Origin of the sequence: Streptomyces sp. NPDC005784, assembly GCF_042871525.1 — a bacterium.
Taxonomy (GTDB): Bacteria; Actinomycetota; Actinomycetes; order Streptomycetales; family Streptomycetaceae; genus Streptomyces.
Map to the genome: position 1 here is coordinate 964 of NZ_JBIAIQ010000042.1, position 22783 is coordinate 23746.

18 protein-coding genes and 1 pseudogene are annotated in these 22783 nt (G+C 72.0%); 13 read left to right on the forward strand and 6 right to left on the reverse strand.

From position 1 onward, the window contains the following. Nucleotides 1–801: pseudogene (locus ACFYR3_RS38355) on the reverse strand (hypothetical protein); the annotation flags it as partial. Nucleotides 802–981: 180 nt separating this feature from the next. Here ACFYR3_RS38355 and ACFYR3_RS38360 point away from each other — a divergent pair. Further along, entirely contained in the window at nucleotides 982–1851 is an 870-nt protein-coding gene (locus ACFYR3_RS38360) for a hypothetical protein (protein ID WP_389286673.1), read from the forward strand. A gap of 88 nt (nucleotides 1852–1939) precedes the next feature. Here ACFYR3_RS38360 and ACFYR3_RS38365 read toward each other — a convergent pair whose 3' ends face one another. Continuing rightward, nucleotides 1940–3232: a DUF1015 domain-containing protein gene (locus tag ACFYR3_RS38365; RefSeq protein WP_355853649.1), complete on the reverse strand. Its 1293-nt coding sequence runs from the start codon at nucleotides 3230–3232 to the stop codon at nucleotides 1940–1942. Between the two features lie 72 nt (nucleotides 3233–3304). Here ACFYR3_RS38365 and ACFYR3_RS38370 point away from each other — a divergent pair, with 72 nt between their 5' ends. The 4 genes from ACFYR3_RS38370 to ACFYR3_RS38385 all read left to right on the forward strand — a co-directional run bounded on the left by ACFYR3_RS38370 (nucleotide 3305) and on the right by ACFYR3_RS38385 (nucleotide 7629). After that, nucleotides 3305–4333 (forward strand): HAD hydrolase-like protein, encoded by a 1029-nt coding sequence (locus ACFYR3_RS38370; protein WP_355853646.1) that lies wholly within the window; start codon nucleotides 3305–3307, stop codon nucleotides 4331–4333. Nucleotides 4334–4512: 179 nt separating this feature from the next. Beyond that, entirely contained in the window at nucleotides 4513–5556 is a 1044-nt protein-coding gene (locus tag ACFYR3_RS38375; protein WP_355853643.1) for an iron chelate uptake ABC transporter family permease subunit, read from the forward strand. A gap of 11 nt (nucleotides 5557–5567) precedes the next feature. Then, complete coding sequence (locus tag ACFYR3_RS38380; RefSeq protein ID WP_355853662.1) at nucleotides 5568–6650, forward strand: iron chelate uptake ABC transporter family permease subunit; 1083 nt, start codon at nucleotides 5568–5570, stop codon at nucleotides 6648–6650. Between the two features lie 157 nt (nucleotides 6651–6807). Then, complete coding sequence (locus ACFYR3_RS38385; RefSeq protein ID WP_389286676.1) at nucleotides 6808–7629, forward strand: ABC transporter ATP-binding protein; 822 nt, start codon at nucleotides 6808–6810, stop codon at nucleotides 7627–7629. Here ACFYR3_RS38385 and ACFYR3_RS38390 read toward each other — a convergent pair. After that, nucleotides 7613–7960 carry an SCP2 sterol-binding domain-containing protein gene (locus tag ACFYR3_RS38390; RefSeq protein WP_261709911.1) on the reverse strand — a complete coding sequence of 116 codons (348 nt, stop codon included), beginning with the start codon at nucleotides 7958–7960 and terminating at the stop codon, nucleotides 7613–7615. The two genes, ACFYR3_RS38385 and ACFYR3_RS38390, sit on opposite strands and share 17 nt — an antisense overlap. Nucleotides 7961–8002: 42 nt before the next feature. Between ACFYR3_RS38390 and ACFYR3_RS38395 the strand changes: the two genes are divergently transcribed. The 6 genes from ACFYR3_RS38395 (at nucleotide 8003) to ACFYR3_RS38420 (ending at nucleotide 14624) form a co-directional block, all read left to right on the forward strand. After that, nucleotides 8003–8320, forward strand: coding sequence for a hypothetical protein (locus tag ACFYR3_RS38395; RefSeq protein ID WP_355853637.1), 318 nt, complete (start codon nucleotides 8003–8005; stop codon nucleotides 8318–8320). Between the two features lie 55 nt (nucleotides 8321–8375). Next, nucleotides 8376–9191, forward strand: coding sequence for a TlyA family RNA methyltransferase (locus tag ACFYR3_RS38400; RefSeq protein ID WP_355853634.1), 816 nt, complete (start codon nucleotides 8376–8378; stop codon nucleotides 9189–9191). Beyond that, nucleotides 9188–10093 carry an NAD kinase gene (locus tag ACFYR3_RS38405; RefSeq protein WP_355853631.1) on the forward strand — a complete coding sequence of 302 codons (906 nt, stop codon included), beginning with the start codon at nucleotides 9188–9190 and terminating at the stop codon, nucleotides 10091–10093. The genes ACFYR3_RS38400 and ACFYR3_RS38405 overlap by 4 nt, the downstream gene beginning before the upstream one ends. 139 nt (nucleotides 10094–10232) lie before the next feature. Then, the gene (recN, locus tag ACFYR3_RS38410) at nucleotides 10233–11975 is read left to right on the forward strand and encodes a DNA repair protein RecN (RefSeq protein ID WP_355853628.1); all 1743 of its coding nucleotides are present in this window, start codon (nucleotides 10233–10235) and stop codon (nucleotides 11973–11975) included. Between the two features lie 286 nt (nucleotides 11976–12261). Beyond that, nucleotides 12262–13032, forward strand: a complete 771-nt coding sequence (locus ACFYR3_RS38415; RefSeq protein WP_389286679.1) for a hypothetical protein — start codon at nucleotides 12262–12264, stop codon at nucleotides 13030–13032. Nucleotides 13033–13487: 455 nt separating this feature from the next. After that, the gene (locus tag ACFYR3_RS38420) at nucleotides 13488–14624 is read left to right on the forward strand and encodes a glycosyltransferase family 4 protein (RefSeq protein WP_356786066.1); all 1137 of its coding nucleotides are present in this window, start codon (nucleotides 13488–13490) and stop codon (nucleotides 14622–14624) included. Nucleotides 14625–14741: 117 nt separating this feature from the next. Here ACFYR3_RS38420 and ACFYR3_RS38425 read toward each other — a convergent pair whose 3' ends face one another. The 3 genes from ACFYR3_RS38425 to ACFYR3_RS38435 all read right to left on the reverse strand — a co-directional run bounded on the left by ACFYR3_RS38425 (nucleotide 14742) and on the right by ACFYR3_RS38435 (nucleotide 19805). After that, nucleotides 14742–16370 (reverse strand): PucR family transcriptional regulator, encoded by a 1629-nt coding sequence (locus ACFYR3_RS38425; RefSeq protein ID WP_355853622.1) that lies wholly within the window; start codon nucleotides 16368–16370, stop codon nucleotides 14742–14744. 126 nt (nucleotides 16371–16496) lie between these two features. Then, nucleotides 16497–17888 (reverse strand): FAD-binding oxidoreductase, encoded by a 1392-nt coding sequence (locus ACFYR3_RS38430; protein ID WP_355853619.1) that lies wholly within the window; start codon nucleotides 17886–17888, stop codon nucleotides 16497–16499. Between the two features lie 108 nt (nucleotides 17889–17996). After that, nucleotides 17997–19805 (reverse strand): glycoside hydrolase family 15 protein, encoded by a 1809-nt coding sequence (locus ACFYR3_RS38435; protein WP_355853659.1) that lies wholly within the window; start codon nucleotides 19803–19805, stop codon nucleotides 17997–17999. 533 nt (nucleotides 19806–20338) lie between these two features. Between ACFYR3_RS38435 and ACFYR3_RS38440 the strand changes: the two genes are divergently transcribed. After that, on the forward strand, nucleotides 20339–22006 hold the full coding sequence (locus ACFYR3_RS38440; RefSeq protein ID WP_328556349.1) for a CTP synthase: 1668 nt from the start codon (nucleotides 20339–20341) through the stop codon (nucleotides 22004–22006). Between the two features lie 119 nt (nucleotides 22007–22125). Continuing rightward, nucleotides 22126–22752 carry an NUDIX hydrolase gene (locus tag ACFYR3_RS38445; protein WP_355853617.1) on the forward strand — a complete coding sequence of 209 codons (627 nt, stop codon included), beginning with the start codon at nucleotides 22126–22128 and terminating at the stop codon, nucleotides 22750–22752. Nucleotides 22753–22783 lie beyond the last annotated feature (31 nt).

Below are 22783 nucleotides of genomic sequence, written 5' to 3' on the forward strand. Positions count from 1 at the left end.
GATGACAACCGTGGCGGCGGCAGTGGTGGCGGGTTCCGTCGCGACGACCGTGGTGGCAGCAGCACCGGAGGTGGCGGCTTCCGCCGCGACGACAACCGCGGTGGCGGCAGCACCGGTGGTGGCGGCTTCCGCCGTGACGACAACCGTGGTGGCAGCAGCAGCGGTGGCGGTGGCTTCCGTCGCGACGACCGTGGCAGTGGCAGTGGCAGTGGTGGCGGGTTCCGTCGCGACGACCGTGGCAGCAGCAGCAGCAGCAGCGGTGGTGGTGGCTTCCGTCGTGACGACAACCGCGCCGGCGGCGATTTCCGTCGCGACGACCGCGGTCCCCGTCGTGACGCGGACCGCCCGCCCTTCCGCCGCGACGACCGGCCCAGCACCCCGCGTCGCGATGACGACCGCGGTGGCTTCCGTCGCGACGACCGTCGGGATGACCGCCGTGACGGCGATCGCGGCAGCTTCCCTCGCGATGACAACCGCGGTGGCGGCGACTTCCGTCGTGACGAGCGTCGTGGCGATGACCGTGGCGGGTTCCGTCGTGACGATCGTCGTGACGAGCGGCCCAGCACCCCGCGCCGTGATGACGACCGTGGCGGATTCCGCCGCGACGACAACCGCGCCGGCAGCGATTTCCGTCGTGACGAGCGCAGGGACAGCGACCGTCCGCCCTTCCGCCGCGACGACCGGCCCAGCACCCCGCGTCGCGATGACGACCGCGGTGGCTTCCGCCGTGACGACCGGCGTGATGACCGCCGTGACGACAGCCGGGGCGGCGGGTTCCGTGGCCGCGACGACCGGGGCCACGGTGGACCGCGCGGCGACGACCGGGGCGGACGCCCCGGTGGCTTCCGTGGTCGCGACGACCGTGGGGGCGACGACCGGCGCGGTGGCGGCCGTTTCCGCGACGAGCGGGAGCGGGACCGCGAGCCGATCAAGCGGCTGCCGATCCCGGACGACGTCACGGGCGAGGAGATCGACAAGGACGTGCGGCAGGAGCTCATGAGCCTGCCCAAGGGCCTTGCCGAGGATGTCTCCCGCAACCTGGTGATGGTGGCCCGGCTCATCGACGAGGACCCCGAGGGCGCCTACGCGTACTCGCGGATCGCCCTGCGGCTGGCGTCGCGTGTCGCCGCCGTGCGCGAGGCGGCCGGCTTCGCCGCGTACGCGAACCAGAAGTACAGCGAGGCGCTCGCCGAGTTCCGCGCCGCGCGCCGGATGACCGGCAGCGTGGAGCTGTGGCCCGTGATGGCGGACTGTGAGCGTGGTCTCGGCCGGCCCGAGAAGGCGCTGGAGATGGCCGGGGCGCCCGAGGTTCAGAAGCTGGACAAGGCGAGCCAGGTCGAGATGCGGCTCGTGGCGGCCGGTGCCCGGCGTGACATGGATCAGCTGGAAGCCGCCATCGTCACCCTGCAGAGCCCGGAGCTCGCCTCGAACTCCGTTCAGCCCTGGACCGCGCGGCTGCGGTACGCCTACGCCGACGCGCTCCTCGCCGCCGGGCGTGAGGGCGAGGCACGCGAGTGGTTCGCCAAGACCGTCGAGTCCGACAAGGACAGCAGCACGGACGCCTCCGACAGGCTCGCCGAGATGGACGGTGTCGAGTTCGTCGACGCGCTCGTCGAGGACGACGACGAGAGCGGTCAGGTGACCGCGTCCAAGGCCGGGACAGAGGACGAGCACCAGGACGACGACGAGGATGAGGACGACGAGGGCGACGAGGACGACGACTTCGAGTCCGTGACCGCGGACGGGATCGCGGACGACGTCGACGACCTCGAGAACGAGGACGAGGACGACGACCTCGGCAACGACGAGGACGACCGCGAGGACGACGCTCCTCACCGTCCTCAGAGCTGACGCAGGACAGTTCGGCGCAAACACGTGGGCGGCGGGACACCGGAAGGTGTCCCGCCGCCCACGCGGCGTTTCAGGGGCCCACGACCCTTCAGGGGGCGAGCGCCCGCAGGACCAGTCCCGATGCGGGCTTCGGGCCGAAGGACGTCGACTTGCGCGGCATCGTGACCCCCTGGCGGGCGAGATCGCGTACGACCTCCTCGTGGACCGGGTGCATCAGGACGGCCGTGCCTCCGTCGCGTTCCGCCTTCTCGACCGTGGCGCTCGTGTCGTGGATGTACGCGATGTGCGCGGGGGAGTCCTCCGGGATGCCCCACACATGGTCGAGCAGTACGGCGTGCAGGACCGTGGCGTCCAGCGTGCGCCAGGCCTCCGGACGGTCGGCCGGGATCGTACGGGCGAGGAGCTCCGGGGACGGGCGGTCGACGAGGTGGAAGCTGCCGTCGCCGGCGAGGAGGAAGGCGTTTCCCTCGGCGGCCGCCGAGGAGAGGGCCTCCAGCGCCTCGGTGAGGGGCACGTCGAGGTGGCGTACGCGGAAGGAGTCCCCGAGGGCGGCCAGCGCCTCGGCGACCGGCAGGCGGTGCAGCAGGCGGTGGATGGCCCGGACGCGCAGCGGGTAGCGTGCGGTGTCCACCAGGAGCACCAGACCGTAGTCCCAGGGGCTCGGCGAGGGATGCTCCGCGCGTAGACGCAGATACGTCGCCCAGCGATGATGGCCGTCGGCGATCAGTGCCTGATGCCGGCCGAGGTCCGTCCGGATCTCCGAGAGCCCCGCCGGATCCGTGACCGCCCACAGACGGTGGCTGATGCCGTCCTCCGTGGTGGTGGACAGCAGCGGCGGCCGGGTGGCGGTCCGTTCGATGACGGCGGCCGTGCCGTACCCGGAACCGTTGCCGCGATAGGTCAGCAGCAGGGGTTCGAGGTTGGCGGACGTGGCACGCATCAGGGCCGCGCGGTCCGCGATGACGTGCGGCATCACGTCCTCGTGCGGGAGGACGACGCCGTCGGCCGGCTCGGACAGACGCAGGCTGCCGATCACGCCCCGTTGCAGCAGGTCGCCGTCGCGCTGCTCGTACACGTAAAGGCCCGGCACGGGATCGGCCGCCAGAACGCCCTCTGACAGCCAGTCGCGCAGCGTGTCTGCCGCCTGCCTGTTGCGGGCGGCGGGGGTGCCGTCCTGCGGGAGGATCAGCCGGACGATGTTGTACGGGTCGGCCGATTCGAGTTCGAGCAGTCCGTCGGGCCGGACGATCACGTCGTACGGCGGGGATGTCACGGCGGCCAGGCTGCCGACCCGGTCGGGGTCGTAGCGCAGGCCTCGGAACGGGGTGAGTTCGAGGCCGCTCCCTGCCGGTGTTTCCTCCTCGGGACCTGCATAGTTCATTGGGGCATCGTAAGTGCGTCAGTGGCATGCGCGATGATCGGGGCAAAGGGATCGAACGAGGAGCGATGTTCAATGAGCCAGACCGTCAGGACGCGGCCCGAAGGCAGTGGCCAGGCCCTGAGCGAGGCGTATGACACGGCGCTGCTGGATCTGGACGGGGTGGTGTACGCGGGCGGTCACGCCATCGCGTACGCCGTGGAGTCCCTCGGGACGGCGCGCGCGGGCGGAATGCACCTCGCCTACGTCACCAACAACGCCCTGCGCACTCCGGACGCGGTCGCCGAGCACCTCACGGAGCTGGGCATACCGACGGTGGCCTCGGACGTCATCACCTCGGCGCAGGCCGTGGCCCGGCTCATCAGCGAGCAGGTGCCCGCGGGCGCGCGCGTGCTGGTCATCGGCGGTGACGGACTGAGGGTCGCGCTCCGTGAGCGCGGGCTGGAGCCGGTCGACTCGGCGGAGCACGAGCCCGTCGCGGTCGTACAGGGGTACGGCGGTCCCGATCTGGCCTGGTCGCGCTTCGCGGAGGCGTGTTACGCCATCGCGCGGGGGGTGCCCTGGTTCGCCTCCAACACGGATCTGACGATTCCGGGCGCGCGCGGGATCGCGCCCGGGAACGGCGCGGCGGTGGAGGTCGTCCGCATCGCCACGGGTGCCGAGCCGCAGGTGGCGGGCAAGCCGTTGCCCCCGATGCACCGCGAGACGATTCTGCGGACCGGGGCGAAGCGGCCGCTGGTGGTCGGTGACCGGCTGGACACGGACATCGAGGGCGCGTTCAACGGAGAGGTGGACTCGCTGCTCGTCCTCACCGGCGTGACGGACGGCGCGCAGCTCCTCGCCGCGCCGCCGCGGCACCGGCCGACGTATGTCGATGCCGATCTGCGCGGAATGCTCACCGGGCAGCCCGAGGTCGTCGAAGCGGGCGCCGGGTTCCGTTGCGGCGGCTGGACGGCGACGGCGGGCAGCGAGGAGTTCGAGCTGGCGGGCGAGGGCGAGGCCCTCGACGGTCTGCGGGCCCTGTGCGCGGCGGCGTGGACGGCCGCGGGAGAGGGTAGCTGCGAGCTGGACGGGGGGAAGGCGCTGGCGCGGCTGGGCCTCTAGGCACCTTCCAGTCAGCAGTGCGGGTGCAGATGCCTGGACCGGTACCCACCGATGGGTACCGGTAGAGGCATCCGATCGCGGTGCGTGGGGCCCGGCGCGGTGGCTCACCTGGGCTTCGGTGCAGGGCCCGATGTTCAGGCGGATCGATGAGCAATGCGAGGGTAGGCTAACCTAACCTCGTGTTGGTCGACAGTCCTCCTGAACAGTGCGCGGAAACCGCCCCCGCGCCCCCGACCCGCCGGGCGATACGGACCGTTGGGCTCCTCGTCTCCGTGGGTCTCCTGTTGCTGGTCGCGCTGGCGAGCATTGCGATCGGCGCGAAGGCGCTGCCGCTGGACCAGGTGTGGCACGGCCTGTTCCACGACTCGGGGACGTACTCCGACGTCGTGGTCGGCGACCGCATCTCCCGTACCGTGCTCGGGCTGCTCGTCGGCGCCGCGCTCGGGTTGTCCGGTGCCGTCCTCCAGGCGCTCACCCGCAATCCGCTGGCCGACCCCGGTCTGCTCGGCATCAACGCGGGCGCGTCCGCCGCGGTCGTCACCGCGATCACCTACTTCGGTGTCACATCGCTGAGCGGCTATGTCTGGTTCGCCTTCGTGGGGGCGGCCGCGGTAGGAGCGCTGGTCTGGTTCCTGGGCGGCAGCCGGGGCGCGACCCCGGTGCGGCTCGCGCTGGCCGGAACCGCCATCAGCGCCGCCCTCTACGGCTATCTGCAGGCCGTGATGATCATGGATGACGCGGCGCTCGGCAAGATGCGCTTCTGGACGGTCGGTTCGCTGGCCTCGGCGACCGACTCGACGATCCGGCAAGTGGCCCCCTTCCTCGCCGTGGGCACACTTCTCGCGCTGGCCCTCGCCCGGCCGCTGAACGCGGTGGCCATGGGCGACGACACCGCCCGCTCGCTCGGCGCCGACCTGAACCGCACCCGCGCGCTGTCCATGGCCGCCGCGACCGTGCTGTGCGGCGCCGCGACCGCCGCCTGCGGACCGATCGTGTTCGTCGGGCTGATGGTCCCGCACGTCGTCCGCTCCTTCACCGGGCCCGACCTGCGCTGGATCCTGCCGTACGCCACCGTCCTGTCGCCCGTGCTGCTGCTCGGCGCCGACGTCCTGGGCCGGATGGTCGCCCGGCCGGCGGAGCTTCAGGTCGGCATCGTCACCGCGGTACTCGGCGGTCCGGTCTTCATCTTTCTCGTACGGCGACGGAGGACGGCGCAGCTGTGACGACCCCACGTATCCGAACTGCCCACGCATCTCGCGTCCCGGCACTTCCCGCGCGCCGCATCCGGTCCGTCCGCACGGGCGGCGGGCTCGGATGGTCCGTCCGCCTCGACATCCGCGCGTTCGGCGTGGTCGTGCTGCTGCTGGTGGCCGCGGCCGTCGCGAGCGTGGTGCTCATCGGCACCGGCGACTTCCCGATCCCGGCCGGCGATGTGCTCAAGACCCTGGCCGGCGACGGCAGCGCGAGCCAGGAGTTCATCGTCAACGACCTGCGGCTGCCGCGCGTTCTCGTCGGGCTGCTCGTGGGTGCCTCGCTCGGGCTGGGCGGCGCGCTCTTCCAGTCGATCTCCCGCAATCCGCTGGGCAGCCCGGACGTGCTCGGCCTCGGACAGGGTTCCACGGTCGGCGCGCTCATCATGATCGTGCTGTACTCGGGCAGCGCGACCGAGGTCGCCATCGGGGCGCTCGTCGGCGGACTCGTGACCGGGCTCGCCATCTATCTGCTCGCGTGGAAGCGGGGAGTGCACGGTTATCGACTGGTCCTGGTCGGCATCGGTGTCTCCGCGATCGTCACGGCGGTCAACGGCTATCTCCTCACCAAAGCGGACATCGTCGACGCGGCGCGCGCCGTCGTGTGGATGACCGGCTCCCTCAACGGCCGTGACTGGGCGCAGGTCTGGCCGCTGCTCATCATGTGCGCCGTCCTCGTCCCCGTCGTCCTCGGCAACGCGCGCGGGCTGCGGATGATGGAGATGGGCGACGACGTGTCGTACGCCCTCGGAGTGAGCGTCGAGCGGACGCGGCTGCTGCTGATGGCGGCCGCCGTACTGCTCACCGCGGGCGCCACGGCCGCGGCGGGACCGGTCGGTTTCGTGGCGCTCACCGCGCCGCAGCTGGCCCGGCGGCTCACCCGGTCGCCCGGACCGAACCTGGTGCCGTCGATGTGCATGGGCGCGACCCTGCTCATCGTCGCGGACTGGGCCTCGCAGCGGGCCTTCGGCGCCGACCAGCTGCCCGTGGGCGTCGTGACCGGCGTCCTCGGCGGCGTCTATCTGCTGTGGCTGCTGGTCACCGAACGCAAGGCGGGCCGGATATGAGCGGCCCGGCACATTCCGCTGCGAGCGGCCCGGCGGGCCCAACGGCGAGCGGACTGGCGAACCCGGCTGCGAGCGGCCCGGCGGGCCCCGCCGTGAGGGATCGAAGAACGCGGCGCGTGCGGACGACCGGGCGCACGAGAACACCCAGAGGAGCACTGTGAACCGCCTGTCCGCCGACGACGTCACCCTCGGCTACGACCAGCGGGTCATCGCGGAGAAGCTGTCCGTGGAGATCCCCGACCACTCCTTCACGGTGATCGTCGGCCCGAACGCCTGCGGCAAGTCCACCCTGCTGCGCGCCCTTTCGCGCATGCTCAAGCCCTCGGCGGGGCGGGTGCTGCTCGACGGACAGGTCATCCAGTCGATGCCCGCGAAGAAGGTGGCCCGCACCCTCGGGCTGCTGCCGCAGTCGTCGATCGCACCGGACGGGATCACGGTCGGTGACCTCGTCGGCCGGGGCCGCTATCCGCACCAGGGCCTGCTGCGCCAGTGGTCGGCGGAGGACGAGCGGGTGGTCCAGGAGTCGATGGCCTCGACCGGTGTCGCCGAGCTCGCCGATCGCTATGTCGACGAATTGTCCGGCGGTCAGCGCCAGCGCGTGTGGATCGCGATGGCCCTCGCCCAGCAGACCCCGCTGCTCCTCCTCGACGAGCCGACGACCTACCTCGACATCCAGCACCAGATCGACGTCCTCGACCTGTGCGCCGAGCTCCACGAGACGCGTGGCCGCACCCTGGTCGCCGTACTGCACGACCTCAACCACGCGGCCCGGTACGCCACCCACCTGATCGCCCTGCGCGGCGGCGAGGTCATCGCCGAGGGCGCGCCGGGCGACATCGTCACGGCCGGCCTGGTCGAGGAGGTCTTCGGGCTGCGCTGCCAGGTCATCGACGACCCGGAGACCGGGACACCCCTCGTGGTGCCCGCGGCACGCCGGGCGAGGGTCCGCGCCGCCGCGACCCCTACAGAAGGGTCCTGAGCCGGAACAGGTCGCGCAGACCCGCCTCCAGCTTCACCCGGCCCGAGCCCCAGGCCTTCGCGAAGTTCAGCTCGCCGTTCACCAGGGACACCAGGTCGTCGCCGTTCATGGTCAGACGGATCTGGGCCCGCTCGGGGGGCGGGCCCTGGAGGGTGTCGAGCACCTCGATCCGGCCGCCTCTGAGGCGGCCGACGAAGGTGATGTCCAAATCGGGGATACGGCAGCTCAGCGAGCGGTCCAGGGCCGCAGCGGTGCGTACGTCCCCCTCGGCGCTCGCCATGTTGTCCGAAAGCTTGTCGAGTGCGGTGCGGCACTCCTCAATCGTCGCCATCGTGATCGACGGTACCGCAGCTCTTCGCGGTAGCGTCGGGGCATGAACGACTCAGTCCCCGAGGGCGAGCTCCCCGAGGCCGTGACCGCGGCGGAGCCCGGCCCCCCTGCCGAAGCGGAGCCGGAACCCGCGTGCGACCCCGCCGCACCGGCCGCGCTGAACGTCCCGCGCGTCCCCTCGGGCAACGCCGACGTCGACGCACAGCTCGACCGGCTGGCCGACGCCGACCACCTCGCCACGGACGGACACGTCGAGGTGTACGAGGATGTGCACCGGGGGCTGCGCGACGCGCTCACCGCGCTCGACGTCCGCCCGGGAGCTCCGGCTCCCGCCGGTCGCCCGGCCGCCGCCCCCCAATGAGACCCTTCGGGGCACATCCGTCCATGGCCGTACGACCGCAGGAGCTGAACCGAACGTGGCAGGAGTGGCACGCCGCCGCCTCGACGCCGAGCTGGTCCGCAGGAAGCTCGCCCGCTCGCGCGAGCACGCCGGACAGCTGATCGCCGCGGGCAGGGTCAGCGTGGGCAAGACCCTCGCGACCAAGCCCGCCACGCAGGTCGAGACCGCCGCGGCGATCGTGGTCAGCAACGACGACAACGACCCCGACTACGTCTCGCGCGGCGGACACAAGCTCGCCGGCGCGCTCGCCGTCTTCGGGCCCGAGGGCCTGAAGGTGGAGGGGCGGCGGGCGCTGGACGCCGGCGCGTCCACCGGGGGCTTCACCGACGTACTGCTGCGCGCGGGCGCCGCCCATGTCGTCGCCGTGGATGTCGGTTACGGACAACTCGCCTGGTCTCTCCAAAGCGATGAACGCGTCACCGTCAAGGACCGTACGAACGTACGCGAGTTGACGTTGGAGGCGATCGATGGGGAGCCCGTGGACCTTGTTGTCGGGGATCTGTCCTTCATCCCGCTCGGACTGGTGCTGCCCGCCCTCGCGCGGTGCACGGCGCCGGATGCCGATCTGGTGATGATGGTCAAGCCGCAGTTCGAGGTGGGAAAGGACCGGCTGGGCAGCGGCGGTGTCGTGCGCAGCCCGGAGCTGCGCGCCGAGACGGTGCGCGGCGTGGCGGGGCGAGCCCACGAGCTGGGCCTCGGAGTCAAAGGTGTGACCGCAAGTCCGTTGCCCGGACCGTCGGGCAACGTCGAGTACTTTCTGTGGCTGCGTGCCGGGGCACCTGAACTCGACCCGGCCGACGTTGACCGTGCAGTGGCGGAGGGGCCCCGTTGACCCAGACCCGAGCTCGTACTGTTTTCCTGCTGGCCCACACCGGGCGGCCGGCAGCCATCCGCAGCGCCGAACTGGTCGTCCAGGGGCTGCTGCGCTCCGGGATCGGCGTGCGGGTCCTCGCGGCCGAGGCGGCCGATCTGCCGCTGCCGGACGAGGTGGAACTGGTCCAGGAGGCGACTCCGCAGTGTCTCGACGGCTGCGAGCTGCTCATCGTCCTCGGCGGTGACGGAACGCTGCTGCGCGGCGCCGAGTTCGCCCGCGCGTCCGGGGTGCCGATGCTCGGCGTCAACCTCGGACGGGTCGGTTTCCTCGCCGAGGCCGAGCGCGACGACCTGGACAAGGTCGTCGACCGGGTCGTCACCAAGGCGTACGAGGTCGAGGAACGCATGACCGTCGATGTGGTCGTGCACCGCAACGGCGACATCGTGCACACCGACTGGGCGCTGAACGAGGCGGCCGTGCAGAAGGTGTCCGCCGAGAAGCTCCTCGAAGTGGTGCTGGAGATCGACGGGCGGCCCGTCACCGGGTTCGGCTGCGACGGCATCGTCTGCGCGACCCCGACCGGGTCGACGGCGTACGCCTTCTCCGCGGGCGGGCCCGTGGTCTGGCCCGAGGTCGAGGCGCTGCTGATGGTGCCGATCAGCGCGCACGCCCTGTTCGCCAAACCGCTGGTCACCTCACCGGACTCGGTACTCGCCGTGGAGGTGCTGCCGCACGTTCCGCCGGGCGTGCTGTGGTGCGACGGACGGCGGACGGTGGAGCTGCCGCCCGGCGCCCGCGTCGAGGTGCGGCGCGGGGCCGTGCCGGTGCGGCTGGCCCGGCTGCACCACGCGTCCTTCACCGACCGGCTCGTCGCCAAGTTCGCGCTGCCGGTCTCCGGGTGGCGCGGGGCGCCGCACTAGAGACGCGCGTGGCACCCGGGTTCCGCCCGGGTGCCGGGCCGCCTCCGCGCGGGCCGACGGCGAACGAGATCACCCCCGGAAGGTAACGCTCGGTTCTCTTTGCGGGGGGCGGCGTCGCACAGGGCCGGGAAAGTCTCGTATGGTCGGGGACGTGTTGGAGGAGATGCGGATACGGTCGCTCGGAGTCATCGACGACGCGGTCGTCGAGCTGTCACCCGGCTTCACCGCCGTGACCGGTGAGACCGGTGCGGGCAAGACGATGGTGGTCACCAGCCTCGGGCTGCTGCTGGGCGGGCGTGCGGACCCGGCCCTCGTGAGGATCGGCGCCAAGAGCGCGGTCGTGGAGGGGCGGATCAGCGTACCCGCGGGCGGGACGGCCGTCGTACGGGCGGAGGAAGCCGGTGCCGAGCTCGACGACGGTGTTCTGCTGATCAGCCGTACCGTTTCGGCCGAGGGGCGCTCACGCGCACACCTGGGCGGGCGCTCGGTGCCGGTGGGCGTGCTCGCCGAACTCGCCGACGAACTCGTCGCGGTACACGGCCAGACCGACCAGCAGGGACTGCTCAAGCTGTCCCGGCAGCGGCAGGCCCTCGACCGGTACGCGGGTGACGCGGTCGCCGTGCCGCTCGCCAAGTACGCGGGCGCCTACCGCCGGCTGCGGGCCATCTCGGCCGAGCTGGACGAGATCACGACGCGCGCGCGGGAACGGGTCCAGGAAGCCGACATGCTGCGCTTCGGACTCGACGAGGTCGCGGCCGTGGAGCCGCGCGCGGGCGAGGACGTGGAGCTGGCGGCGGAGGCGGAGCGGCTCGGTCACGCGGAGGCGCTGGCATCGGCCGCAACGGCCGCGCACGCGGCGCTGGCGGGCAATCCCGAGGACCCGGAGGGCATCGACGCGGCCACGCTCGTCGCGGGCGCTCACCGGACCCTGGAGGCCGTACGGTCGCACGACTCCGCCCTTGCCACACTGTCCGGACGGATCGGCGAGATCGCCATCCTCCTCGGCGACGTGGCGGGCGAACTCGCGGGCTACGCCGACGACCTCGACGCCGACCCGCTGCGGCTGTCCGCGGTCGAGGAGCGCCGGGCCGCACTCACCCAGCTGACCCGGAAGTACGGCGAGGACATCGACGCCGTGCTCGCCTGGGCCGAGCGGAGCGCCGAGCGGCTCACCGAACTCGACGGCGACGACGACCGGCTCGACGAACTGACCGCCGAGCGGGACGCGCTGCGCGGTGAACTGGGCGGACTCGCCCAGGCGCTGACGGACGCGCGTACGGAGGCGGCCGAGCGGTTCGCCGCCGCCGTCACCGCCGAACTGGCCTCGCTGGCCATGCCGCACGCGCGTGTGTCCTTCGAACTCCGGCAGACCGACGACCCGGAGGGGGTGGAGGTCGGCGGACGCCCGGTGGCCTACGGCCCGGCCGGTGCCGACGAGGTGGAACTCCTCCTCGCGCCGCATCCCGGGGCGCCGCCGCGGCCCATCGCCAAGGGGGCGTCCGGCGGTGAGCTCTCGCGTGTGATGCTCGCGGTGGAGGTCGTGTTCGCCGGCACGGACCCGGTGCCGACGTATCTCTTCGACGAGGTCGACGCGGGCGTCGGCGGCAAGGCCGCGGTCGAGATCGGGCGACGGCTGGCGCGGCTCGCCAAGACCGCGCAGGTCGTCGTCGTGACGCATCTGCCGCAGGTGGCCGCCTTCGCCGACCGGCAGCTGCTGGTCGAGAAGACGAACGACGGGTCGGTGACCCGGTCCGGCGTGAAGGTGCTGGAGGGCGAGGAGCGGATTCGCGAACTGTCCCGGATGCTCGCCGGCCAGGAGGACTCCGAGACGGCTCGGGCTCACGCGGAGGAACTGCTCGCGACGGCCCGCTCCGACGGCTAGCGGAGCGGCCCGCCCCTGCGGGGGCAGGGCCGCTCGCCTCTGCGTGTGCGGCATCGGCCGCTCCGCGGTGCGGGCCCTGTGTGCTCCCCCCGCCCCCGCGTCGCTCCGACGCTGCGTCGCCGGGCCGCCCGCGCGACGGCGTCAGTCGTGCCCGCCGTACGGCGTTCGCCGTGCTCGTCCCGAGGTGCTCGGCCTGCCTGCCGCGCGGGTCTCGCCCGAGTTTCGTCGTGGTCGCTCCGTGGTCCCGGCCTGAGAACCGTTTCGTGCGCCCCTTTAAGGTGATCGCATGAGCATGCGCAAGGGGCGGATTGTCGGATTCGGTACCGCTGTCGCGGTCACGCGCGCGTGCTTCGCCGTCCTGCGTTCCAACCCGCCCGGCGGCCCCGCCCGTTGGACCCGCGAGAACTACGCCGGGCGGACCGTCGAGCTCTACGCGGGCCCCGCGACCGCCGTGGGCTCGGCGTTCGCGGCGGCGCGGGTTCACCCCGCCGCCGCGATGGCCGTCGCCGTCGCCGGTGCGTGCGGCGCGTACGACGACGTCGCCGGGGCGGGTGACCCGCGACGCGGGTTCCGGGAGCATCTGGGGGCGCTGCGCGACGGTGAAGTGACCAGCGGCGCGGTCAAGTTGTTCGGGATCTCGGCGCCGGGGCTGGTGGCCGGGGCGGTGCTCAAGGAGCGGCCCGTCGACAAACTGCTCGCGGGAGTCGTGATCGCCGGTACCGCGCATTTCGTCAACCTTGTCGATGTGCGGCCGGGGCGGGCCGCCGGTACCGTCCTCGCGCTGGGCGCGCCCGGAGTGCTGCGCGGTGGGGACGCCGGGCAACTGTCCGCGATGGCGATGGGCGCCGTCGCCGCCGTACTCGCCGACGACCTCGGCGAGCGCGCCATGATCGGTGACACGGGCGCCCACGTGCTGGGCGCGACCCTGGGTACCGCCATCGCCCTGGGCAACGGCCGGGCGGGCCTTGCCGCCCACGCGGCGGCGCTGGTGGCCGCGACGGTCCTCGGAGAGACGGTCAGCGAGGCGGCGAGGACGTTGGGGCGCGCCGGGGGGTGAGGACCCCGGGACGCGCCGCGCGACACGGGACGCGCCTCGCGATGCGCGGGTACACCATCGACGCCGGGGTGGATGGCGATGCGTGGACGGGCCCAGGGCGTTGGGGTGGCCCTGGATGAGTTGCGGCAATTCCCGGTTCCGGGGTGGTTCGTGGGGCGACGGTGCCTTTTTGGCGTCGGAGTGGCTTTCGATGCGTGGGTGGTTGCGGGTGCCGGGTGGGTCCCCGGTGGCTCGGCCTTCCCCGGAATGGGCTATTCATCACTCGTGCGGGTGATCGTCGTCGCCGGGTTGCCCCGTCTGACGTGCCCTCGTCGTGATGGCGGTGCCGGAACGTCCGTACGGCCTGGCATCCTTGGCGTAGTACGCGGTGCACGACGTGCGGTGAACCCCCTCTGCGCGACCCTTCTGTACGTTTCCTCGTGACCGTCCGACGCCGAATCAGGAGCCCCGGCCACGTGAGCCACGTGAGCAGCCACTCACCGCACGGCCAGTCGCCGCTGCGCACCGTGCAGGTGCTCGGCGGGGGCAGTGCGGGCAGTAGCGCGCATGTGCGGTCGCTGGCCGCGGGCCTGGTCGCCCGGGGGGTACGGGTCACCGTCTGCGCTCCCGCCGAGGCGGACGGCGTGTACGGGTTCACCGGGGTCGGCGCGCACCACGTTCCCGTGCCCCGCAGCAGCGATCCCGCCTCCGTGTCCGCACTGCGGGCCGCCTGCGCGGACGCCGATCTCGTGCACGCGCACGGGCTGCACGCGGCGCTGCGGGCGGCGCTGGCACTCAGCGGGCGGCGCGTTCCCCTCGTCGTCACCTGGCACACCCGCTCGGAGGCCGACGGCGCCAGGGCCCACGTACTGCGGCTTCTCGAGCGGCGGGTCGCCAGAGCCGCCGCCGTGGTCCTCGGGACCTCGTCCGACCTGGTGGACCGGGCGCGCAGCAGGGGAGCGCGTGACGCGCGGCTCGCCGCCGTCGCGCTCCCCGTGCCGCGCCCGCCCGTCGAGCCCGCCGAACCCGACGGGTTCCGGCACAAGGCGCGGGCCGAACTCGGCTCGACCGACCGTCCGTTGCTCATGGCGGTCGGCTCGCTCGACCGGCACCGCGGTTACCACACCCTGCTGGACGCCGCGCGCGCGTGGTGCCGCCTCGATCCCGTGCCGCTGCTGGTCATCGCGGGGGAGGGGCCGCTGCGGGCCGTTCTCCAGCGCCGGATCGAGGACGAGGAGCTGCCGGTCCGGCTCATCGGGCGGCGCGACGACATCACGGAACTGCTCGCCGCCGCCGACCTCGCCCTGCTGCCGAGCAGGTGGGAGTCGCGCTCGGTGCTGGCACAGGAGGCCCTCCGCGCGCGCGTGCCGCTCGTCGCCACAGCGGTCGGGGGCATCCCCGAACTGGTCGGCGACGCCGCCGAACTCGTCCCGTACGGGAACGCGAAGGCGCTCGGCGACGCCGTCGTACGGCTGCTCGCCGACCCCGCGCGCCAGGAGGCCCTGCGGGAGAAGGGCGCCTGGCAGGCCGCCACTTGGCCGACCGAGGACGAGACGGTCGCCCAAGTGCTGAGCGTCTACGACGAGTTCACACAACCCCGGCCGCTGGGCTGACGCCGGCCAGGAAACTGACGCCGGCCAGGAAACTGGCGCCGGCCAGGAAACTGGCGCCGGCCAGGGGAACTGACCCGGACTGGGGGAACTGACGTCGGTCAGGGGAACAGACGCCGGCTAGGGAACATGCCTGCGTGCGCGCAGGGCCAGGCTCAACGCCAGTACCGTCTGCGGGTCGTCCAGGTCCGTGCCCAGCAACTCGCCGATCCTGGCGAGGCGGTTGTAGAGGGTCTGCCGGTTGAGATGCAGTTCGCGGGCGGTCTCCGCCTTGCGGCCCGCGTGCGCCAAGTACGTCTGCAGGGTGGGCAGCAGAGGCGGTTTCGAGCGGACGTCGTGGTCGCGGAGCGGGCCGATCGCGCGCTCCACGAAGGCGGCCAGGTCGGGGTGCTCGCGCAGCCGCCACAGCAGCAGGTCGATGTCCAGGCGGCGGGCGTCGTACCAGGGGCGGTCCGACAGACCCTGTGCCGCCGTCGCCGTCTCTGCCGCGTGCCGCAGGCCCGCCGACGCGGCCGCCCAGCCGCCCGCGACCCCGACCACCACCACCGGCGGCTGCGCCCCGGGGCGCTGCATGCCCGCGCGCTCCACCCCGGCGCGCAGGGCCGCCGCGACGCGGTCCGCGACGGCCGCCCGTTCCGACTCCGAGCGCAGGCCGAGCAGCAGCGGGACCCGGCCCTCGACCGGACGTACGCCCAGCAGGACCGGGACACCCACCGAGGCCAGCTCCTCGGCGACCGCTCGGGCCAGGACCGCCCAGCCGCCGCCGGGGGCGAGCCCGTCGGCGAGTCGCATCACGACCGGCAGGAGCGGGCTGCCGCCGGGCTTGAAGCCGAGCACCCGGGCCTGCGCCGGCGCGTCCTCGGCCTCGATACGGCCCTCGGCGAGGTCGGTCAGGAAGTCGCCGCGCCCCCGCGCGGCCAGTTCCTCCTCCTGGCGGGCCTGCATCAGCACGACGGCCAGGATGCCGGCGGCCCGCTCCGCGGCGATCCGGTGCACCGGGGCGACCGGTGTGCCGACCGGCAGCAGAACCAGGCGGGCCCGTACGGAACCGGTTCCGGGGCCGCCGCCGGGCACGTCCACCAAAATGGTCCCCGCGGGCGGCTCCTCCTTGTGCTGGCCGCGCATTCCCTCCCAGACCTGGAGCGGGTCGGCGCCCGTGGAGCCGGCCCCGGCGGCGTACAGGAGCTGTCCGTCGGCCGTCTCCAGGAAGATCGGGTTGCCGCTGAAGTCGGCCAGAATGCGCAGGACTTGGGGCACTCCGCCGCCGCCGAGCAGGGCCTCGGTGCAGCGCCGGTGCACTTCCTCGGCCTGCTGCAGCAGTGCGTAGTGGCCGTTGACGATCTCGGTGTGGATCTCCTCCGTGACCGTCACGAAGGGCACCTCGCGGTGCAGCTGGACCAGCGGCAGACCGGTGGACCGCGCCGTCTCCACGAGCGCGGCCGGGAGCCGGGTGAAGCGCGGGCCGAGCTCCACGACGAGCGCCGCGATCCCGCGCTCGGCGAGGGTGCGGACGAACGCGCGCTGGTCGGCCGGGCGGGTCCCGAGACCGTATCCCGTGGTCAGCAGCAGTTCGCCGCCCTTGAGCAGCGAGGCGATGTTCGGGACCTCGCCCGCGTGCACCCAGCGCACGGTCCGTTGCAGCCGGTCGGCGCCCGCGATGATCTCCGGCAGCCCGCTGCGCAGTCCGGGCAGCTCGAGCGCCCGCTGCACGGTGATTCCGGCGCCCTGGGTGTCGTAACGGCTGTCCATGCAGCGGACGCTACCCGCGGACGGGTTCCGGAGGCATCTCCGGCCGGTGACGAGAGATGGCGAGAGCCGTCGCGGGAGGCGCCCCGGCAGGCACGGCGAAGGCCGGAGTGCCGGGGAGCGCCCCGGTCAGGCGACCGGTACCGGGGCGATGTTGTGGTTGAAGCGGAAGACGTTGTCCGGGTCGTACTCGGCCTTCACCGCGGCCAGCCGCCGGAGGTTCTCGGCGCCGAGGCCGGCCGTCACACGGTCCGTGCCCTCGTCCCCGATGAAGTTCAGATAGACCGCTCCGGTGCTCCACGGTCGGACGTCCTCGCGGACCTTCCTGACCCACTCGATGCACCGTTCGTCGTCGGCGGGGTCCTCCCAGATCCCGAAGGGGTGCACGGCCCAGGGCGAGTCGCGGTAGGGGACCGGGAACCGGGACGGTCCGGTGGCGATGGCGCCGCCCTGCGGCAACAGCGCGTGCTGGTTGCCGGTCGGGACGGGCATGGCGTCGCCGAGGGCGCAGTAGACGTCCACGAAGTCGTCGGGGGCGCCGGTCAGGTACTCCGCCGACCAGTAGTTCCGCATGCCGGGCGGGTCGTCGAGCATGCACTGGAAGTCGGCGTAGGGCAGGGCGGTGACGATCTCGACCTCGTGCGGCAGCGCCAGCAGCGGCTGGGCGACCTTGCGCATGTCCTCCTCGCCGCCCGCGTACGCGACCAGCGCGCCGCACAGCCGCTTGCCGACCAGGTGCTCGGGCATGAACTCCTCGGGCGGGCCGGTCAGATAGATGACGCCGCCGCTCGCCTCCGACGGCCCGTTCTCGATGATCTCGCGGAAGACGCGGACCACCTCGGGGCCGGCGTCCGCCTCGAACATCACCAAGGCGATGGAGAACTCGGGCAGCGGGTGCAGTTTGAGGGTCAGCGCGGTGGCGACGCCGAAGTTCCCGCCGCCGCCGTGCAGGGCCCAGAACAGCTCCTGGTTCTCCTGGTCGGTGGCGCGTACCTGCGAACCGTCGGCGGTCACCAGCTCGACGCCGAGCAGATTGTCGACGGCGAGGCCGAACGACCGGTCCAGCCAGCCGTTGCCGCCGCCGAGGACGAACCCGCCGACGCCGGTCGTCGAGACACGGCCGCCGGTGGTCGCGAGGCCGTACGGCTGGGCGGCCCGGTCGAGATGGCTCATGACGGCTCCGCCCTCGACCCGTACCGTCTCGGACCCGGGGTGGACGGTGACCGCGTGCATGCGGCTGAGGTCGATGACCAGACCGCCGTCGTTGAGCGACATGCCCGAGACGCTGTGGCCGCCGCCACGCACCGCGATCGGCAGATCCAGCTCCCGCGCGAAGCGCACCGCGCGCGTCACGTCGGCCTCGCCCTCGCACAGCGCGATCACGGCGGGCCGCCGGTCGATCATCGCGTTGAAGATCGTCCGGGCTTCGTCGTACCCCGGATCGTCCGGGGCGACCACGTCACCGGAGAGATCGGCGCGGAGCGCGGCCAGTGCCGCGCCCGCCTTCGAAAGGGGAGCCATGTCAGCCGCCCCCTTCCACGAGGGGACAGGACTTCTTCCAGGCTAGGCGGGTGCGGCGGATCGGGCGCGCCGGGGCTGTCCGCTCCGGTACGCCCGATCCGGACGGGCTCAGCCGCCGTACGCGCCGCTCGCCGTGAGCCGCAGGGCCGTGTCGATCAGCGGAACGTGGCTGAAGGCCTGCGGAAAGTTCCCGACCTGACGCTGCAGGCGCGGGTCCCATTCCTCGGCCAGCAGCCCGAGGTCGTTGCGCAGGGCCAGCAGGCGCTCGAAGAGCTTGCGGGCCTCGTCGACCCGGCCGATCATCGCGAGGTCGTCCGCCATCCAGAACGAGCAGGCGAGGAAGGCGCCCTCGTCGCCCTCGAGGCCGTCCACGCCCGCGTTCTCGCCGGAGGTCGGATAGCGCAGGATGAAGCCGTCGGAGGTGGACAGCTCGCGCTGGATCGCCTCGATGGTGCCGATCACCCGCTTGTCGTCGGGCGGCAGGAAGCCCATCTGCGGGATGAGCAGCAGCGAGGCGTCGAGTTCCTTCGAGCCGTACGACTGCGTGAACGTGTTCCGGTCCTTGTCGTAGCCCTTCTCGCACACGTCCCGGTGGATGTCGTCACGCATTTCGCGCCACTTCTCCAGCGGGCCGTCCGCGTCCCCGGACTCGATGAGCTTGATGGTGCGGTCGACGGCGACCCAGGCCATCACCTTGGAGTGCACGAAGTGCCGTCGCGGGCCCCGGACTTCCCAGATTCCCTCGTCCGGCTGGTCCCAGTGGGTCTCCAGGTAGCGGATCAGCTTCAACTGGAGCAGCGAGGCGTAGTCGTTGCGGGACAGGCCCGTCATATGGGCCAGGTGCAGGGCCTCGGTGACCTCGCCGTAGACGTCGAGCTGGAGCTGGTGCGCCGCTCCGTTCCCTACGCGTACGGGCGTCGAACCCTCGTATCCGGGAAGCCAGTCGAGCTCTGCCTCGCCCAACTCCCGTTCGCCCGCGATGCCGTACATGATCTGGAGGTTCTCCGGGTCGCCCGCGACCGCGCGCAGCAGCCACTCGCGCCAGGCGCGGGCCTCCTCGCGGTAGCCGGTGCGCAGCAGCGAGGAGAGGGTGATGGCCGCGTCGCGCAGCCACGTGTAGCGGTAGTCCCAGTTGCGTACGCCGCCGATCTCCTCCGGGAGGGAGGTGGTGGGCGCGGCCACGATGCCGCCCGTGGGCGCGTACGTCAGGGCCTTCAGCGTGATCAGGGAGCGGACGACGGCCTCGCGGTAGGGGCCGTGGTACGTGCACTGGTCGACCCAGTCGCGCCAGAACTCCTCGGTCGCCTCCAGGGACTGCTCCGGCTCGGGCAGCGCGGGCGGCTGCTTGTGCGAGGGCTCCCACGAGATCGTGAAGGCGACCCGGTCGCCCGGCGCCACCGTGAAGTCGGCGTACGTGGTCAGATCCTTGCCGTACGTCTCACAGGCCGTGTCGAACCAGACCGAGTCCGGTCCGGCCACGGCGACCGTGCGCCCCTCGTGCCGGTGCACCCAGGGCACCACCCGGCCGTACGAGAAACGCATCCGCAGCGCGGAGCGCATCGGCACCCGGCCCGTGACGCCCTCGACGATCCGGATCAGCTGCGGCGCGCCGTCACGCGGGGGCATGAAATCGGTCACCCGGACCGTGCCGCGCGGTGTGTCCCACTCGGATTCGAGGATCAGCGAGTCGCCGCGGTACCGGCGGCGGCTCGCGGTGGGGGGCTGGGCGTCGGCCGCGTGCGCGGGTCCGAGCCGCCAGAATCCGTGTTCCTCCGTGCCGAGCAGTCCCGCGAAGATGGCATGGGAGTCGAAGCGGGGCAGGCACAGCCAGTCGACTGTGCCGTCCCGGCAGACCAGCGCTGCTGTCTGCATGTCTCCGATGAGTGCGTAGTCCTCGATGCGCCCGGCCACGTGCATCTCCAGTCGAACGGCCACGTCGCCCCTTCGCGGGGCGGTCGCTCTTGCGGTCAAAGGGAACGTAGGTATTGCGGAACAGTAGGCAATGGAACGGTCGATACCTGCGGAACGTCGATGATGGGGGACGTCCGTCGTGCGTCGCTGCGAAACGTCAGTTGTCGGTGCGATGGGCGATGCGATTGTCGTCTCGAAACGAACTGACAGGCCCTCTTTGTTCCGGTTACGTGCGGGATGGTGCCGTGTGCCGGACAGGCTCGGCAGCGAGTGTCCGAGCAGGATACGACGCACGTGGAAGATCCGCGTGCCGCTCCGGTCAACCCGGCTGAGCCGATCGAGTGAGCGGTGTGCGAGGTGTGTGCCCAGGTGTGCGCGGAGCGTGGCCGGAAGCGGCCTCGTCCGGTCGCTGATACCCTGGTAGCCCGTGGACGGGTGGGCAAGAAACCCCCGAACCGCAGCGACGGCACCCCCGGAAATCTCCGGGCCCCACGCCGGCACGCACTCCAGACCGCGACCACGGGAGCCCCCTCTTGGCCATGCCGCCCAGTGCTTTTCGAAACAGCACAGCCACGACGACCAAGCACATCTTCGTCACCGGGGGTGTCGCCTCCTCCCTCGGCAAGGGACTGACCGCCTCCAGCCTGGGCGCGCTGCTCAAGGCGCGGGGTCTGCGGGTCACGATGCAGAAGCTCGACCCGTACCTGAACGTCGACCCGGGCACCATGAACCCCTTCCAGCACGGCGAGGTGTTCGTCACCAACGACGGCGCCGAGACGGACCTGGACATCGGTCACTACGAGCGCTTCCTCGACGTGGACCTGGACGGCTCGGCCAACGTCACCACCGGCCAGGTGTACTCCACCGTCATCGCCAAGGAGCGGCGCGGCGAGTACCTCGGTGACACCGTGCAGGTCATCCCGCACATCACCAACGAGATCAAGCACCGCATCCGCCGCATGGCCACCGACGACGTCGACGTCGTCATCACCGAGGTCGGCGGCACGGTCGGCGACATCGAGTCGCTGCCCTTCCTGGAGACGGTCCGCCAGGTCCGTCACGAGGTCGGCCGCGACAACGTGTTCGTCGTGCACATCTCGCTCCTCCCGTACATCGGCCCGTCCGGCGAGCTGAAGACCAAGCCGACGCAGCACTCGGTCGCGGCGCTGCGCAACATCGGTATTCAGCCGGACGCGATCGTGCTGCGGGCCGACCGCGAGGTGCCCACTGCCATCAAGCGCAAGATCTCGCTGATGTGCGACGTCGACGAGGCCGCCGTGGTCGCGGCGATCGACGCCAAGTCGATCTACGACATCCCGAAGGTCCTGCACACCGAGGGCCTGGACGCCTACGTCGTCCGCAAGCTGGACCTGCCGTTCCGCGACGTGGACTGGGCGACCTGGGACGACCTGCTCGACCGCGTCCACAACCCGGTCCACGAGATCACCATGGCGCTCGTCGGCAAGTACATCGACCTGCCCGACGCCTACCTCTCGGTCACCGAGGCGCTGCGCGCCGGCGGTTTCGCCAACAAGGCCCGCGTCAAGATCAAGTGGGTCACCTCGGACGACTGCAAGACCCCCGCGGGCGCGGCCAAGCAGCTCGGCGACGTCGACGCGATCTGCATCCCCGGCGGCTTCGGCGACCGCGGCGTGTCCGGCAAGGTCGGTGCGATCCAGTACGCCCGCGAGAACAAGATCCCGCTGCTCGGCCTGTGCCTCGGCCTGCAGTGCATCGTGATCGAGGCCGCGCGGAACCTGGCCGACATCCCCGACGCCAACTCCACCGAGTTCGACTCCGGTACCGGCCACCCGGTCATCTCCACGATGGCCGAGCAGCTCGACATCGTGGCGGGCGAGGGCGACATGGGCGGCACCATGCGCCTGGGCATGTATCCGGCCAAGCTCGCCGAGGGCTCGATCGTGCGCGAGGTGTACGACGGCAAGGAGTACGTCGAGGAGCGCCACCGGCACCGCTACGAGGTGAACAACGCCTACCGCGCCGAGCTGGAGAAGAAGGCCGGGCTGCAGTTCTCCGGCACCTCCCCGGACGGCAAGCTCGTCGAGTACGTCGAGTATCCGCGCGATGTCCACCCGTACCTGGTCGCGACGCAGGCGCACCCCGAGCTGCGCTCCCGCCCGACCCGGCCGCACCCGCTCTTCGCGGGCCTGGTCAAGGCCGCGGTGGCGCGCAAGACGGGCAAGTAGGGCCAAGCGACACCAGGTTGTACGGTGACCGGGGTGCGGGTCCGCGGGTGTTCCCGCGGGCGCGTGCCCCGGTTCCGTCACCGGACCGGACTCTTTTTGCGCGTGTGGGAGGACAGGCCATGACGATCAAGGACATCCCCGAGGAGTGGGAGGTCCGGGCGACCGAGACCCCCTTCAAGGGCAACAAGACCTCGGTCCGCACCGACGACGTGGTCATGCCCGACGGATCGGTCGCCCGCCGCGACTACCAGGTCCACCCGGGCTCCGTGGCCGTGCTCGCCCTGGACGACGAGGACCGTGTCCTGGTCCTGCGCCAGTACCGCCACCCGGTGCGCCAGAAGCTGTGGGAGATCCCGGCGGGATTGCTCGACATCCCCGGCGAGAACCCGTTGCACGCCGCCCAGCGCGAGCTCTACGAGGAGGCGCACGTCAAGGCGGAGAGTTGGCGCGTGCTGACCGACGTCTACACCACGCCCGGCGGCTGTGACGAAGCCATCCGGATCTTCCTGGCCCGCGATCTCTCCGAGGCGGAGGGCGAGCGGTTCGAGGTCGAGGACGAGGAGGCCGACATGGAGCTGGCCCGCGTCCCCGTCGGCGAACTCGTCGGCGGTGTGCTCGCCGGTGATCTGCACAACAACTGCCTGGTCGTGGGCGTCCTCTCGCTCGTCGCCGCACGGCAGGGCGACGGACTCGACTCCCTGCGCCCGGCCGAGGCACCGTGGCCCGCACGCCCGTTCGAGGCCTGATCCCACTCTCCTAAACGTTCCTTCGGCGGTC